This window comes from Mycobacterium hainanense, assembly GCF_041890355.1.
Taxonomy (GTDB): Bacteria; Actinomycetota; Actinomycetes; order Mycobacteriales; family Mycobacteriaceae; genus Mycobacterium; species Mycobacterium hainanense.
Window position 1 is genome coordinate 472528 of sequence record NZ_CP169059.1, and the last position, 13991, is coordinate 486518.

Consider the following 13991-nt stretch of genomic DNA (forward strand, 5'->3'; position numbering starts at 1 on the left):
TGGGCCGCCGCTCGCGGCCCTTCCCGGGATTAGCGCGCCTGGCCCTGGGTGGCCAGGAAACCCGCGACGCCGCGGACCATGGCATCGGCGTATTTCTGCCTGCCCTCGGCCGACTCCATCAGCGCCGAGTCTGCGGGGTTTTTCATATTGCCGCACTCGACCAGGATCGATGGGTACTGCGCCAGGTTCAGCCCGGTTAGATCCGACCGCCCGTACAGCCCGCTCTGGCCGATGTAGTTGGCGGGCGGGATGCCGGACGCCTGCATCTGGTCGCGCATGATCCGGGCGTACTGCACCGACGGCCCGGCCTGCACCTGGTTCAGCGGCGGGGCGGAATAGTTGACGTGGAATCCGCGGCCCGACGCCGGCCCGCCGTCGGCGTGGATGCTCAGGACGGCGTTGGGGTGCAGCGCGTTGGCCATGTTGGCGCGCTCGTCGACGCACGGTCCCAGACCGGTGTCGTTGCCGCGCGCCATCGCGGTCCGGACGCCCAGGGCATTCAGCTCCGCACGGACCCGCAGCGCCGTGTCCCAGGTGAAGGTGTGCTCCTGGTAGCCGCTGTTCGTCGACGTTCCGCTCGCCTGGCAGTCTTTGGTGCCGCCGCGACCGGTGGGCACCTGACGGCTGATGGATGCGTCGTTGGAACCGTTGTGGCCGGGATCGATGAAAACCACCATGCCTGCGATGTTGGACGGGACCGCCCATGCGGCCGGGGTCGCGGTCGGGGTGATCGCCGCCGAAGCGGCAACCAGCACACCGATGACCATCCTGATGCCGACACGCCTGCTCACTCGTAGGTCCACGGCGCAAAGGTAGCCTCGCGCGGTCTACGCTGGGTGTTTCGAATCGCCGGACACACGCAGGCGAAACCAACTCGAGACCAAGATGCGAGGGGACTGTCATGCAACCCGGAGGCGACATGTCGGCGCTGCTGGCCCAGGCGCAGCAGATGCAGCAGAAGTTGATGGAGGCACAGCAACAGCTCGCCAACGCCGAGGTGCACGGACAGGCCGGCGGTGGCTTGGTCAGGGTGACGGTCAAGGGCAGCGGCGAGGTGGTCGCCGTGCAGATCGACCCCCAGGTCGTCGACCCCGGCGACGTCGAGACGCTGCAGGACTTGATCGTCGGCGCCATGGCCGACGCCTCCACACAGGTCACCCGGATGGCGCAGGAGCGGCTGGGGGCGCTGGCCGGCGGTTTCGGTGGGCCGCCGCCAGGACAGCCGCCGGCGCCGGGGCTGTAGATCCCCCAACATGTTTGAAGGACCGGTCCAGGATTTGATCGACGAGCTCGGCAAGCTGCCGGGTATCGGGCCCAAGAGCGCCCAGCGCATCGCCTTCCACCTGTTGTCGGTCGAGCCGCCGGACATCGACCGGTTGACCGCGGCGCTGGGCAAGGTCCGCGACGGCGTGCGGTTCTGCGCGGTGTGCGGCAACGTCTCCGACAACGAGCGGTGCCGGATCTGTTCGGATCCCCGGCGGGACGGCTCGCTGGTGTGCGTCGTCGAAGAGCCCAAGGATGTGCAGGCCGTCGAGCGCACCCGCGAGTTCCGCGGCCGCTACCACGTGCTGGGCGGCGCGCTGGATCCATTGTCCGGGGTGGGTCCCGAGCAGTTGCGGATCCGCGAGCTGCTGAGCCGGATCGGGGAGCGGGTGGACGAAGTCGACATCAGCGAGGTGATCATCGCCACCGACCCGAACACCGAGGGTGAGGCCACCGCCACCTACCTGGTCCGAATGCTGCGTGACATCCCTGGGCTCACCGTGACGCGCATCGCGTCGGGGCTGCCGATGGGCGGGGACCTGGAGTTCGCCGATGAGCTGACTCTGGGCCGCGCGCTCGCCGGTCGCCGGGCGATGGTCTGAGGTTGCTCAGATTTTGGTCAGTTGGAACGGACGGGTGACCGTCGAACCCGGACCACCACACCCGTCGGATGTGGTCGTCCGGCCCTCACCGGCGAGCGACACGGCGTCGAAGCTGTAGTCGACGGTCGCCGGGACCGATGTTCCGTTCGCGCACGGCGCCCGCGTCGCGCCGCTGTGTGTCCAGCGTCCGTTCGCCAGGTCGAACTCCCAGCTGATGACGAACGTCCCGCCGTCCTGCGAGGTCGCCAGCGTGCAGTCCGACCCGCAGGGGGCGAAAAGCCACGTGGTCGACTTGTCGCTGTCGGTATAGAGCACGGTGTAACTACCGCTCGGCACCTCCGGACCGGCGTGCGCCGGCACCGGCGTGATCAACGCGGCCCCGACCAGCAGGACGCCGCCGGCCGCCAACCCCGGCCGGCTGATCCCCGCGATGCCATTCCGCTTTCGCACGTCAGCGCGCCGCCAACCGTTCGCGGCGCAACAATTCCACCTCGGGCAGCTCCAGCGGTGCCAGCTCACCGACCACTTTGCTCAACAGCAGGTCGGCCAGCTCGGGATTGCGGGCCAGGCAGGGGCCGTGCATGTAGGTGGCCACGACGCTGCCTTGCACCGCCCCGTCGAAGCCGTCCCCCGCGCGGTTGCCCGCCCCCTTGGCCACCGCGCCCAGCGGCGACGCGGCGGGGCCCAGAACGGTCCCGCCCCGGTGGTTCTCGAAACCGGTGAGCCGTTGGGACAGCCCCGGCAGCAGCGGCTTGGTGATCAGTTCGCCGATGGTGCGGGCCCCCTGCGGCGAGGTGGTCGCGTCGAGCAGGCCCACGCCCTCCACCCGTTCACCCGCCGACGTCTCGTACCACCGCCCGAGCACCTGAACGGCGGCGCAGATCGCCAGCACGGGCGCCCCGCGCTCGGCGGCGCGCTGCAGACCGGGGTGCTTGATCAGGTGCTTGGTGGCCAACCGCTGCGCGTAGTCCTCCGCCCCGCCCAGCGTGTACAGGTCCAGTGAGTCCGGCACCGGGTCGTCCAGCGTGATCTCGACGATCTCCGCGGCGATGCCCCGCAACCGCAACCGCTGGCGCAGAACCAGCGCGTTGCCGCCGTCGCCGTAGGTGCCCATCACGTCGGGCAGCACCAGCCCGATCCGCACCTTCGAAAAGGACGATGTATCAGCCATGGCGCGCCAACGCCCGTTGCAGCTGAAGGAATGCGGTGTAGTTGGCGACGACCTCGACCCGCCCCGGCGGGCACGACGCGATGGCGGCCACGGTGTCGTGCACCAGGGTGTGGTCGACGCCCGCATACCCGAGGCGGACCGCGAGGTCGGTGCCCCGCTCCCCAGCCGCGACGACCGAAGTCTCCTCGAAGTGCTCGAACCGCACGTCCCACAGCCAGGACAGGTCCTCACCGTCGGGCACCTGCCCGTTGACCGAGATGACGACGCCGGCCGCCTGCTTGTCGACCATCGACAGCGCCTCCTGCCAGCCGGCCGGATTCTTGGCCAGCAGGATCCGCGCCTCGTGGTCGCCGACGCGGACGGTCCGGTAGCGCCCGGCGACCTCGTCGACGCTCGACACGGCCGCCACCGCCTTCGCGGGGTCGGCGCCCAACGCGACGGCGGCGGCGACGGCCTGGGCGGCGTTGCCGCGGTTCACCGCGCCCGGCAGCGCCAACCGCATCGGCAGGGCCAGCCCGTCGGGCCCGTAGAGGGTGTGGTCGTCGAACCACCACTGCGGGCTGGGCCGCTTGAAGTCGGCACCGGTGGAATACCAATGCCCCTTGTCGCGGACGATCACCTCGCCGCTGCGCGGGCAGCTGACCGAGTCGTTCGCCCACGAGCCGCCCGCGGCCACCCACACCACGTTCGGGCTGTCGTAGGCCGCCGACGTCATGAGCACGTCGTCGCAGTTGGCGACGACGACGGCGTTGGGGTGCCGGGCCAGCCCGGCCCGCAGGGTGCGTTCGATGACGTTGATCTCGCCAACCCGATCCAGCTGGTCGCGTGACAGGTTGAGCAGCACGACGACGGCGGGCAGCACGGCGTCGGAGACGTGTGGCACGTGCATCTCGTCGACTTCCAGGGCCGCGAGCGGCGCCTCGCGGTTCGCCGCCAGCGCGGCCACCAGCCCGGCGTCCATGTTGGCGCCTTCGGCGTTGGTAGCCACCGAGCCCAGCGTGCCCAGGGCGGCTGCGGTCATCCTGGTGGTGGTCGACTTGCCATTCGTTCCGGTGACGACGACGGTGCGGCGTCCCTCCGCCAGCTGACGTAGGACCGAGCGGTCCAGGGTCATCGCGATCAGGCCGCCGATCATTGCGCCGGCACCGCGTCCGGTCACCCGCGAGGCCCAGCGCGCGCTCGCTCCCGCGGCGAGGGCAAGGCGTGCACGGGTGGTAACCACCCGGGCAGTTTAAGGGCGATCGCAAGCGCGGCGCAGAGCGCCGGGCGCAGCGGGTCGCCCGCATCGAATCCGGCGATCGCAAGCGCGGCGCAGAGCGCCGGGCGCTGCGGGTCGCCCGTATCGAATTCAGCGACCGACACGGCGTTGCAGCGACCCCGTGATGTCGGCCTGCCGTGCCATCCTGTCGTCATGAACCGGGTGTCCTGGGGGCGGCCGGCCAGCGAGCCGGACGGGGGTTGGGCCGTCATCGACGTCGAGACGTCGGGTTTTCGGCCCGGTCAGGCGCGGGTCATCAGCCTGGCGGTACTGGGCCTCGACGCCTGCGGCCGGGTGGAGCAATCCGTCGTCAGCCTGCTCAACCCAGGCGTGGATCCCGGGCCAACCCACGTGCACGGCCTTACGGCGGCCATGCTGGAAGACCAGCCGCAGTTCGCCGACGTCGTTGACGACGTGGTCAAGGTGCTGGACGGGCGCACACTGGTGGCCCACAACGTCGCGTTCGACTACGCGTTCCTGGCCGCGGAAGCCGAGCTGGCCGAGGCCGAGCTGCCGATCGACTCCGTCATGTGCACCGTCGAGCTGGCCCGGCGGTTGGACCTGGGCATCGACAACCTTCGGTTGGAGACCCTCGCCGCCCACTGGGGCGTCACCCAGGAGCGGCCGCACGACGCCTTCGACGACGCGTTGGTACTGACCGGCGTGCTGGCGTCGGCGCTCGAGCGGGCGCGCGAGCGCGACATCTGGCTGCCGGTGCATCCGGTGACCCGGCGGCGGTGGCCGAACGGCCGCGTCACCCACGACGAGCTGCGCCCGTTGAAAGTGCTGGCCTCGCGGATGCCCTGCCCGTACCTCAATCCCGGGCTCTACGTGTCCGGCCGGCCGCTGGTGCAGGGGATGCGGGTGGCTCTGGCGGCCGAGGTAGCGCGGACCCACGAGGAACTGGTCGAACGGATCCTGCACGCCGGGCTCGCGTATAGCGACGCGGTCGACGGGGAGACGTCGCTGGTGGTCTGCAACGACCCCGCTCCGGATCAGGGCAAGGGCTACCTGGCCAAGCAACTCGGGGTGCCCGTGGTTTCCGACGCGCAGTTCATGGCCTCGATCCGCGCGATCGTCGGGGGCACCAGCATGGAGGAGTTCACCGATACCACTACGGTCGACCAACAGCTCGCGCTGTTCTAGTGTTGTGAGTCGTTAATTCGTCGGCAGTAGTTAGCGACGGATTCGAGGATTTGGTCTGCGGTCTTGGTCCAGACGTAGGGGCGGGGGTTGTCGTTCCAGGTTTGGATCCAGGTGCGGATGTCCGTGTTGAGTTGGCGTACTGAGGTGTGGGTGCCGCGGCGTAGTTTCTTGGTGGTCAGTTCGGCGAACCAGCGTTCGACCAGGTTGAGCCAGGAGGCACTCGTCGGGGTGAAGTGCAGTACGAAACGCGGATGTGCTGTGAGCCAACGCTTTACCGCGGGCGTCTTATGTGTCGAAGCGTTGTCCAGTACGACGTGGCAGTCGAGGTCGGCGGGCACCTCGGCATCGATCTTTTTCAAGAATGCCAGGAATTCCTGAGCGCGGTGTCGGGAGTGCAGCGAGCCGATGACCTTGCCGGTCGCCAGGTCGAGTGCGGCATACAGGCTCGAGGTGCCGTGACGGACGTAGTCGTGGCTGGCCCGTGCTGGTGTGCCCGGCAGCATCGGAAACACCGGCGCGGTGCGGTTGAGTGCTTGAATCTGAGTCTTCTCGTCCACGCAGAGCACCAGGGCCCGCTCCGGGGGATCCATATACAACCCGACGATGTCGCGGACCTTTTCGACGAACAGCGGGTCCTTAGACAGTTTCCACGAATCCTGTTTGTGCGGAGCCAATCCGAACGCCCGCCAGATCCGCGACACCGCTGATTGCGACATCCCCAGTTCAGCGGCCAACGACCGCGTCGACCAGTGCGTGGCATCGCGAGGAGTGCTCTCCAGCGTCGCGGTGATCACCGCTTCGACCTGCTCGTCGGCAACCGTGCGTGGCCGGCCGGGCCGTGGTTCATCGAGTAAACCTTCCAGCCGCAAGGTCACAAACCGCGTTCGCCACTTCCGGGCGCTGCTGATATGCACATCGAGCTTGGCAGCGATGGCGGTATTGCTCATTCCCTCGGCGGCGGCCAACACGATTCGTGACCGCGTCGCCAACCCGTTAGCACTGGTCGACCGCCGCGACCACGCCAACAACTGGGAACGCTCGTCCTCGGTCAGATCCACCACAGGCGCGACAGGATTCGGCACCCACCAATTCTAAAACACTACATGTGAATTATTGACTCACGACACTAGCCATGTTGCACCACTACGCACGTAGTGATACCGTCGCGGCATGAGTACCACTACTGATGTAGTACCGACGGGGTCGTGGTGGGCGTCCTATCGCCGTCACGGCTACTTCTTCCGCCCGACGGCCATGCTGACGATCTCGCTGGGATTCGGGCTGCATCTATACCGCGTGATCTTCGGTGACGGCCTCACCCTGCAGCACGTCGCGACGTTGACCAACGACCGGCTCCTACTTGTCCCGATGACCTACGCCGGGATCACCGGGATCGTGGTGTGGCGGCGGGTCCGGTTTTCCAGCAACCGGCAGCGGGCGCTGTTCACCGCATCGGTGGTCTACATCGCGGGCAGCGTGCCGCTCCACGTCTACCTCGATTACGTGATCAAGGACCTCACGTTCGTCACCTGGTTTCCGATGTGGTTCAGCTACCTGCTCCTGGTCGTCGTCTACCCGGCGTTTCTGACCATGTTCTGGCGACTGCGCTTCCAGGACTGATGCCGCCGAACCCGGAGCGCCGCGCGCAGCTGCTCGACGCCGCGATCGACATCCTCGCCGACGTGGGCGTCGGGGGCCTGACGCATCGCCAGGTCGACGAGCGGGTGGCACTGCCCGCGGGCACGACTTCGAACTACTTCCGGACCCGCCAAGCCCTGCTCGAAGCCACGGCGGCCCGGACCGTCGACCTGCATTGGCGGCGCGTCGAGGCGCTGCGGACCGCGATCGGGCCGCTCACCCCCGACGGGGTGAGAGCCCTGCTGACGCGGATGATCTCCGAGCCCGACGAACAGACTCGCCGGTACACGCTGGCCCGGTTCGAGCTGTTCATGGAGGGCACGCGCCGGCCGGAACTGCGGCCGTTGCTCAAGGATCTGCAGGCGGCGGCGGTGAAGTCCGCGACGGTGATCCTCGAGGCCGCGGGCTACACACCCGAGCCGGAGCAGACGGAGGAGCTGAGCCGCCTGCTCAACGGCTACGTCTTCAGCAGTCTCACGCTTCCCGGCACCAACGACCCCGCCGAGTTGGTGGACCGGCTGCTGCGCGCGTACTTCCCCGCCTAGCCCCCGCAAGGGCCCGCTCGACCGCGGGTCAATTCCAGAAACTTCTCAGCTGGAATACGGGAACTTTCCAGGCGTTGCCCCGAGGCTAGTCACGATCGGCACGCCAGCGTGTGGCGCAAACGCCTCCTGCGCGTGCCGTTCTGGGGACCGATCTCAAAGCGATGACCGCTTGGCGGCGTCGTGCGCGCCGGCAGTGAGGACAACGCTTTCAGTGAGTGGACCGTTGGCCGATTTCGCCGTCGACCGGCGGGTACTGCTGATCACCGGCATCGCGCTGTTCGTCGGTGCACTATCGGCGGGGGTGGCGTGGTGCCTTCTCCAGCTGATCGGACTGGTCACCAACCTTGTCTTCTATCAACGGGTCTCGGATGCCCTGGTGTCGCCCGCCGCCAATCAGCATCCGTGGTGGCTGATCCTGGGTGCCCCCGTCGCAGGGGGCTTGGTTATCGGTCTCATGGCCCGGTACGGGTCTGATCAGGTTCGCGGCCACGGCATGCCCGAGACGATCGAGGTGATCCTCACCGGTAGCAGCCGTGTCGAGCCGAAAGTGGCCGTGCTCAAACCCATCTCGGCGGCAATCAGTATCGGCACGGGCGGGCCGTTCGGTGCCGAGGGCCCCATCGTCATGACGGGCGGCGCGACGGGTTCGGTCGTCGCCCAGTTTTTGCATCTGACCGCGGACGAACGAAAGATTCTGCTCGCCTCCGGCGCCGCAGGTGGCATCGCAGCCACCTTCAACGCCCCGCTGGCGGCCATCTTGCTGGCGGTCGAGCTGCTGCTGTTCGAATTCCGGCCGCGCAGCCTGGTACCCGTCGCCGGCTCGGTCGCCGTCGCCACCGTGGTGCGATTGCTCATCCTGGGCAGCGCACCGATATTCCCCGTCACTACGTGGTCAGCCGAAATCCGATGGTCCATTGACGCTTTGGCGGTCGTGGTCGGGCTCGCCGGCGCCGCGGTGGCTATCGGTGCGACGCACTTGGTCTACTGGGCCGAGAGCGCGTTCCCGCGTCTGCCCATACATTGGATGTGGTGGCCGGCGCTCGGCGGACTCATCATTGGCATTGGCGGGTTGATCGAACCGCGCGCCCTCGGGGTGGGTTACAACGTGATCGGTGCACTTCTCTCCGGGCACGCCGGCCTGTCGCTGATTGTCGGCATTCTCGTGGTGAAGACCGCAATTTGGGCGCTGTCACTCGGCTCCGGGACTTCGGGCGGCGTATTCGCCCCCGTGTTCATGATCGGCAGTGCGCTCGGAGCCTTTGTCGGACACTGGCTGCCGCCGGTGTTTCCGGGCTTCTGGGCAATGTTGGGCCTGGCCGCCGTGGTGTGCGGCATCATGCGGGCACCGCTGATGGCCATCATGTTCACCCTGGAGCTCACCCGCGCGTGGCCCGCGATGCTTCCGGTGATCATCGCCACCGTCACCGCCTACGTGATCTCCGTTCTGTTGCTGGCGCGTTCGGTGCTCACCGAAAAGATCGCCCGCAGCGGCATGCACCTGACCCGCGACTACACCACCGACCCGCTGGAGGCATTTCTGGTCGCCGAGGTGGCGCGTCCCGGGCCGTCAGCGGTACCGGCGGGCGGCACGATAAGCGCCCAGGCCACATTGCGGCACGCCGCGAATGTTTTCGCCGAATCGGACGGCAGGCCGCTGCGGGTGTTGTCGCCGGAGGGCACCGACCAGGGCCATCTGCTGATGAAGGATCTGCTCACCGCCCGGCTGCACGACCTCAACGAAGACACGGAACGGACCCGGCACCTGATGCCCTATTTCCCGAGGCCGCCGCGAACCGCCGTTCGGCGCTGGGTATCGGCTCGGCGCAATGGCCGCGCGAGCTGACCGTGCGCCCTAATCCCGCGAAGCGCGGTTGACCGCCGACACGACGGCCCGCAGCGACGCGGTGGTGATCGACGGCGCGATGCCGACGCCCCAGACGGTGCGGCGCTGGCTGGTCGCGTGCCGACCCGCTTCGCCCGGCTGCGCCGCGCTCGCGATCGGGTCGCTGGATGCGTGCCGACCCGCTTCGCCCGGCTGCGCCGCGCTCGCGATCGGCACGGCTACCGACGCCTCCACGTAGGCCGCGGCCTGCGCGTCGTCCCCGGCGCTCATCGCGTGCTCGGAGTAGTCCAGCACCGCGACGTCGAACCCGACGGAGCCCAGCGCGTGGACGAAGGCCGCGAGCGGACCGTTGCCCGCGCCGCTGATCTCGGTCTCCACCCCGTTGACCTTCACGGTCGCCGCGATCGTGGTGGCGCCGCTGTCGTCTTCCGACGCCTCGACGCGCTGCTTCATCCGCTCCAGCGGCCACACCGGGGCCAGGTACTCCTCGGAGAACACGTCCCACATCTCCTTCGGGGAGACTTCCCCGCCCTCGCCCTCGGTGATCTTCTGGATCGCCTGGGAGAACTCGATCTGCAGCCGCCGCGGCAGGGCCAGGCCATGGTCGGACTTCATGATGTAGGCCACCCCGCCCTTGCCGGACTGCGAGTTGACCCGGATCACCGCCTCGTAGGTGCGCCCGACGTCCTTGGGGTCGATCGGGAGATAAGGCACCTGCCATAGCATGTCCTCGACGTCGGTGTTCGCGGCGTCGGCGTCGATCTTCATCTGGTCCAGGCCTTTGTTGATCGCGTCCTGATGACTGCCGGAGAATGCGGTGTAGACTAGGTCCCCGCCGTAGGGATGGCGCTCGTGGACCGGAAGCTGGTTGCAGTACTCCACCGTGCGGCGGATCTCGTCGATGTTGGAGAAGTCGATCTGGGGGTCGACGCCGCGGGAGAACAGGTTGAGGCCCAGCGTCACCAGGCACACGTTGCCGGTGCGCTCGCCGTTGCCGAACAGGCAGCCCTCGATGCGGTCGGCGCCGGCGGCGAAGCCCAATTCCGCTGCGGCGACGGCCGTTCCGCGGTCATTGTGGGGGTGCAGGCTCAGGATGACGGATTCCCGGTTGGCCAGGTTGCGGCTCATCCACTCGATCGAGTCGGCGTAGACGTTGGGGGTGGCCATCTCGACCGTGGCGGGCAGGTTGAAGATGATGGGGTTCTGCGGTGTCGGCGCGATGATTTCGCCGACGGCGTCGCACACCTGCCTGGCGTATTCGAGTTCGGTTCCGGTGTAGGACTCCGGCGAATACTCGAAACGCCATTGTGTCCCAGGGTATTTGGCGGCCTCCTCGACGCACTTGCGGGCACCGTCGGTCGCGATGGCCTGTACCGCGGCCCGGTCGGCGCGAAAAACCACGCGGCGTTGCAGGATGGACGTCGAGTTGTAGAAGTGCACGATGACCCGCGACGCACCCTCGCATGCCAGGAACGTGCGCTCGATGAGCTCGGGGCGGCACTGCGTCAGCACCTGGATCGTGACGTCGTCCGGGATGGCGCCGTCGGTGATGATTTCGCGGACGAAGTCGAAGTCGGTTTGGCTGGCCGACGGGAAGCCGACCTCGATCTCCTTGTAACCCATCCGAACCAGCAGATCGAACATGCGGCGCTTGCGGGCCGGGCTCATCGGGTCGATCAGCGCCTGGTTGCCGTCGCGCAGGTCCACCGCGCACCACAGCGGGGCGTGGTCGATGACGCGGTCGGGCCAGGTGCGGTCGGCCAGCCGGATGGGCTCGACCTCCTCGGCGAAGGACCGGTACCTGTTGACCGGCATCGCCGAACCACGTTGCGGATTCCAGGCGGGCTGACCGGGGCCCGGCGGGCCCGCGGGTTTGACGATCGAACGGGCTGACGTATAGGCGTCGGGATTGGAAGTCACGGTAGTTGCTCCGGGGGTGTCAGAAGGAACCTCAGACCGGCGCATCGCGAACACCCGCGACGGGAAGCCGGTCTGGATCAGACCCCGTCGCGGCGTCCGAGGAGGAGCACCCGCTGCACGCCCTGAACTCTACCGCGATTGGCGCCCGGGACGAAAATCGTCGAAAATCATGACAAAACCGCAGGCTGTGGCGCTCAGCATCGGGGCGTAAACCGTTATGTGCGGCCACGTATTCTGTTGTGGACATAAGACGTGCCCGAGGGCGGGAAGATTGCGGGATTCATAACGTGGCGCTGGTCGTGCAGAAGTACGGCGGATCATCGGTGGCCGACGCCGACCGGATCCGTCGCGTCGCCGAACGCATCGTCGCGACCAAGAAGCAGGGGAACGACGTCGTCGTGGTGGTATCCGCGATGGGCGACACCACCGATGACCTGATGGACCTGGCCCAGCAGGTGTGCCCGGCGCCGCCGCCGCGGGAACTCGACATGCTGCTGACCGCGGGCGAACGCATCTCCAACGCGCTGGTGGCCATGGCGATCGAGTCGCTGGGCGCGGAGGCGCGGTCCTTCACCGGCTCGCAGGCCGGGGTGATCACCACCGGCACCCATGGCAACGCGAAAATCATCGAGGTCACCCCCGGGCGGCTGCAGGCCGCGCTCGACGAGGGCCGCATCGTGCTGGTCGCCGGCTTTCAGGGCGTCAGCCAGGACACCCGGGACGTCACCACGCTGGGCCGCGGCGGTTCGGACACCACCGCGGTGGCCCTGGCGGCGGCCTTGCACGCCGACGTCTGCGAGATCTACACCGACGTGGACGGCATCTTCACCGCGGACCCGCGGATCGTGCACAACGCGCGCCGGTTGGACAAGGTGACCTTCGAGGAGATGCTCGAGATGGCGGCCTGCGGCGCGAAGGTGCTGATGCTGCGCTGCGTGGAATACGCCCGCCGCTACAACATTCCGGTGCACGTCCGCTCGTCGTACTCGGACAAGCCCGGCACCGTCGTCGTCGGATCGATCAAGGACGTAGCTATGGAAGACCCCATCCTGACCGGAGTCGCGCACGACCGCAGCGAGGCCAAGGTGACCGTCGTCGGCATCCCCGACATCCCCGGCTATGCGGCGCGGGTCTTCCGGGCCGTCGCCGACGCCGACGTGAACATCGACATGGTGTTGCAGAACGTCTCGAAGGTGGAGGACGGCAAGACCGACATCACCTTCACCTGCTCGCGGGACAGCGGGCCCACGGCGGTGGCCAAGCTGGACGCGCTCAAGCACGAGATCGGGTTCACCCAGTTGCTCTACGACGACCACATCGGCAAGGTCTCGCTGATCGGTGCGGGCATGCGCAGCCACCCCGGCGTCACCGCCACCTTCTGTGAGGCCCTGGCCGCGGTCGGCGTCAACATCGAGCTGATCTCCACCTCAGAAATCCGCATCTCGGTCCTGTGCCGCGACACCGAACTAGATAAGGCCGTCGTCGCGTTGCATGAGGCGTTCGGGCTTGGCGGGGACGAGAAGGCGACGGTGTATGCGGGGACTGGCAGGTAGATATGGGCGCTAATCGGCTGTCAATAGGTGTTGTAGGGGCCACCGGCCAGGTGGGTCAGGTGATGCGAAGGTTGCTCGAGGAGCGGGACTTCCCCGCGACCTCGGTACGGTTTTTCGCGTCGTCGCGGTCGCAGGGCCGCAAGCTGGGATTCCGCGGGCAGGAGATCGAGGTCGAGGACGCCGCGACGGCGGACCCGTCCGGCCTGGACATCGCATTGTTCTCCGCCGGCAAGACCATGTCGCTGGTGCAGGCGCCGCGCTTCGCCGCGGCCGGGGTGACGGTCATCGACAACTCGTCGGCCTGGCGCAAGGATCCCGACGTGCCGCTGGTGGTGTCGGAGGTCAACTTCGAGAGGGACGCCCACCGCCGGCCTAAGGGGATCATCGCCAACCCGAACTGCACCACGATGGCGGCGATGCCGGTGCTCAAGGTGCTGCACGACGAGGCCGGGCTGGTGCGCCTGGTGGTCTCGAGCTACCAGGCGGTGTCCGGCAGCGGGCTCGCCGGGGTGGAGGAGCTGGCCGGGCAGGCCCGCGCGGTCATCGACGGCGCCGAGCAGTTGGTGCACGACGGCTCCGCGCTCGAGTTCCCCCCGCCCAAGACCTACGTGGCGCCGATCGCGTTCAACGTCGTGCCGCTGGCCGGCTCGCTGGTGGACGATGGTTCCGGCGAGACCGACGAGGACCAGAAGCTGCGGCACGAGAGCCGAAAGATCCTCGGCATCCCGGAGCTGGCGGTGAGCGGAACCTGCGTGCGCGTGCCCGTCTTCACCGGGCACTCGCTGTCGATCAACGCCGAGTTCTCCCGGCCGCTGCCGCCCGAGCGCGCCCGGCAGCTGCTCGACGGTGCGCCCGGGGTCAAGGTGGTCGACGTGCCGACGCCGTTGGCCGCGGCGGGGGTCGACGAGTCCTTGGTCGGCCGCATCCGGCACGATCCGGGCGTGCCCGACGGGCGCGGCCTGGCCCTGTTCGTCTCGGGCGACAACCTCCGCAAGGGGGCGGCGCTGAACACCATCCAGATCGCCGAGCTGCTGGCCGCCCAGCTGTGAGAA

Annotated in this window: 14 protein-coding genes; 8 read left to right on the forward strand and 6 right to left on the reverse strand. The window is 68.1% G+C overall.

The features are described from left to right. Window positions 1-29 precede the first annotated feature (29 nt). Window positions 30-803: an Rv3717 family N-acetylmuramoyl-L-alanine amidase gene (locus tag ACEL92_RS02110; RefSeq protein WP_374024023.1), complete on the reverse strand. Its 774-nt coding sequence runs from the start codon at window positions 801-803 to the stop codon at window positions 30-32. A gap of 98 nt (window positions 804-901) precedes the next feature. Between ACEL92_RS02110 and ACEL92_RS02115 the strand changes: the two genes are divergently transcribed. Together ACEL92_RS02115 and recR are read left to right on the forward strand one after the other, a co-directional pair. Next, on the forward strand, window positions 902-1243 hold the full coding sequence (locus tag ACEL92_RS02115; protein WP_374024024.1) for a YbaB/EbfC family nucleoid-associated protein: 342 nt from the start codon (window positions 902-904) through the stop codon (window positions 1241-1243). A gap of 10 nt (window positions 1244-1253) precedes the next feature. Continuing rightward, a complete protein-coding gene (gene recR, locus ACEL92_RS02120; RefSeq protein WP_374024025.1) occupies window positions 1254-1865 on the forward strand; it encodes a recombination mediator RecR in 612 nt (203 codons plus the stop codon). A 6-nt stretch (window positions 1866-1871) separates the two neighbouring features. Here recR and ACEL92_RS02125 read toward each other — a convergent pair whose 3' ends face one another. The 3 genes from ACEL92_RS02125 to ACEL92_RS02135 are packed head-to-tail and all read right to left on the reverse strand — an operon-like array spanning window position 1872 to window position 4258. After that, window positions 1872-2315 carry a hypothetical protein gene (locus ACEL92_RS02125; protein WP_374024026.1) on the reverse strand — a complete coding sequence of 148 codons (444 nt, stop codon included), beginning with the start codon at window positions 2313-2315 and terminating at the stop codon, window positions 1872-1874. Between the two features lies 1 nt (window position 2316). After that, entirely contained in the window at window positions 2317-3036 is a 720-nt protein-coding gene (locus ACEL92_RS02130; protein WP_374024027.1) for a type 1 glutamine amidotransferase, read from the reverse strand. Further along, complete coding sequence (locus tag ACEL92_RS02135; protein WP_374024028.1) at window positions 3029-4258, reverse strand: MurT ligase domain-containing protein; 1230 nt, start codon at window positions 4256-4258, stop codon at window positions 3029-3031. Before ACEL92_RS02135 ends, ACEL92_RS02130 begins: the two co-directional genes overlap by 8 nt. Window positions 4259-4447: 189 nt before the next feature. Between ACEL92_RS02135 and ACEL92_RS02140 the strand changes: the two genes are divergently transcribed. Then, window positions 4448-5440 (forward strand): DEDDh family exonuclease, encoded by a 993-nt coding sequence (locus ACEL92_RS02140; RefSeq protein WP_374024029.1) that lies wholly within the window; start codon window positions 4448-4450, stop codon window positions 5438-5440. Here ACEL92_RS02140 and ACEL92_RS02145 read toward each other — a convergent pair. Beyond that, entirely contained in the window at window positions 5437-6522 is a 1086-nt protein-coding gene (locus ACEL92_RS02145) for an IS630 family transposase (RefSeq protein WP_374023432.1), read from the reverse strand. The two genes, ACEL92_RS02140 and ACEL92_RS02145, sit on opposite strands and share 4 nt — an antisense overlap. Before the next feature lie 88 nt (window positions 6523-6610). On the opposite strand from ACEL92_RS02145, the gene ACEL92_RS02150 reads away from it, so the two are divergent. The 3 genes from ACEL92_RS02150 (at window position 6611) to ACEL92_RS02160 (ending at window position 9466) form a co-directional block, all read left to right on the forward strand. After that, a complete protein-coding gene (locus tag ACEL92_RS02150; RefSeq protein WP_374024030.1) occupies window positions 6611-7060 on the forward strand; it encodes a hypothetical protein in 450 nt (149 codons plus the stop codon). Next, window positions 7060-7623, forward strand: a complete 564-nt coding sequence (locus ACEL92_RS02155) for a TetR/AcrR family transcriptional regulator (protein WP_374024031.1) — start codon at window positions 7060-7062, stop codon at window positions 7621-7623. Before ACEL92_RS02150 ends, ACEL92_RS02155 begins: the two co-directional genes overlap by 1 nt. A gap of 211 nt (window positions 7624-7834) precedes the next feature. Beyond that, a complete protein-coding gene (locus ACEL92_RS02160; RefSeq protein WP_374024032.1) occupies window positions 7835-9466 on the forward strand; it encodes a chloride channel protein in 1632 nt (543 codons plus the stop codon). 9 nt (window positions 9467-9475) lie between these two features. Here the strand turns inward: ACEL92_RS02160 and leuA are convergent, their stop codons facing one another. Further along, a complete protein-coding gene (leuA, locus tag ACEL92_RS02165) occupies window positions 9476-11431 on the reverse strand; it encodes a 2-isopropylmalate synthase (RefSeq protein ID WP_374024033.1) in 1956 nt (651 codons plus the stop codon). A 242-nt stretch (window positions 11432-11673) separates the two neighbouring features. On the opposite strand from leuA, the gene ACEL92_RS02170 reads away from it, so the two are divergent. Continuing rightward, window positions 11674-12939, forward strand: a complete 1266-nt coding sequence (locus ACEL92_RS02170; protein WP_374024034.1) for an aspartate kinase — start codon at window positions 11674-11676, stop codon at window positions 12937-12939. A gap of 2 nt (window positions 12940-12941) precedes the next feature. Further along, window positions 12942-13988 (forward strand): aspartate-semialdehyde dehydrogenase, encoded by a 1047-nt coding sequence (locus ACEL92_RS02175; protein ID WP_374024035.1) that lies wholly within the window; start codon window positions 12942-12944, stop codon window positions 13986-13988. The last annotated feature ends 3 nt before the right edge of the window (window positions 13989-13991 follow it).

Excerpts from the sequence above, each read along its gene's own strand:
- ACEL92_RS02115 (WP_374024024.1), top strand. The coding sequence starts at position 902 with ATGCAACCCGGAGGCGACATGTCGGCGCTGCTGGCCCAGGCGCAGCAG.
- recR (WP_374024025.1), top strand. The coding sequence starts at position 1,254 with ATGTTTGAAGGACCGGTCCAGGATTTGATCGACGAGCTCGGCAAGCTG.
- ACEL92_RS02130 (WP_374024027.1), bottom strand. The coding sequence starts at position 3,036 with ATGGCTGATACATCGTCCTTTTCGAAGGTGCGGATCGGGCTGGTGCTG.
- ACEL92_RS02140 (WP_374024029.1), top strand. The coding sequence starts at position 4,448 with ATGAACCGGGTGTCCTGGGGGCGGCCGGCCAGCGAGCCGGACGGGGGT.
- ACEL92_RS02150 (WP_374024030.1), top strand. The coding sequence starts at position 6,611 with ATGAGTACCACTACTGATGTAGTACCGACGGGGTCGTGGTGGGCGTCC.
- ACEL92_RS02155 (WP_374024031.1), top strand. The coding sequence starts at position 7,060 with ATGCCGCCGAACCCGGAGCGCCGCGCGCAGCTGCTCGACGCCGCGATC.
- leuA (WP_374024033.1), bottom strand. The coding sequence starts at position 11,431 with ATGCGCCGGTCTGAGGTTCCTTCTGACACCCCCGGAGCAACTACCGTG.
- ACEL92_RS02175 (WP_374024035.1), top strand. The coding sequence starts at position 12,942 with ATGGGCGCTAATCGGCTGTCAATAGGTGTTGTAGGGGCCACCGGCCAG.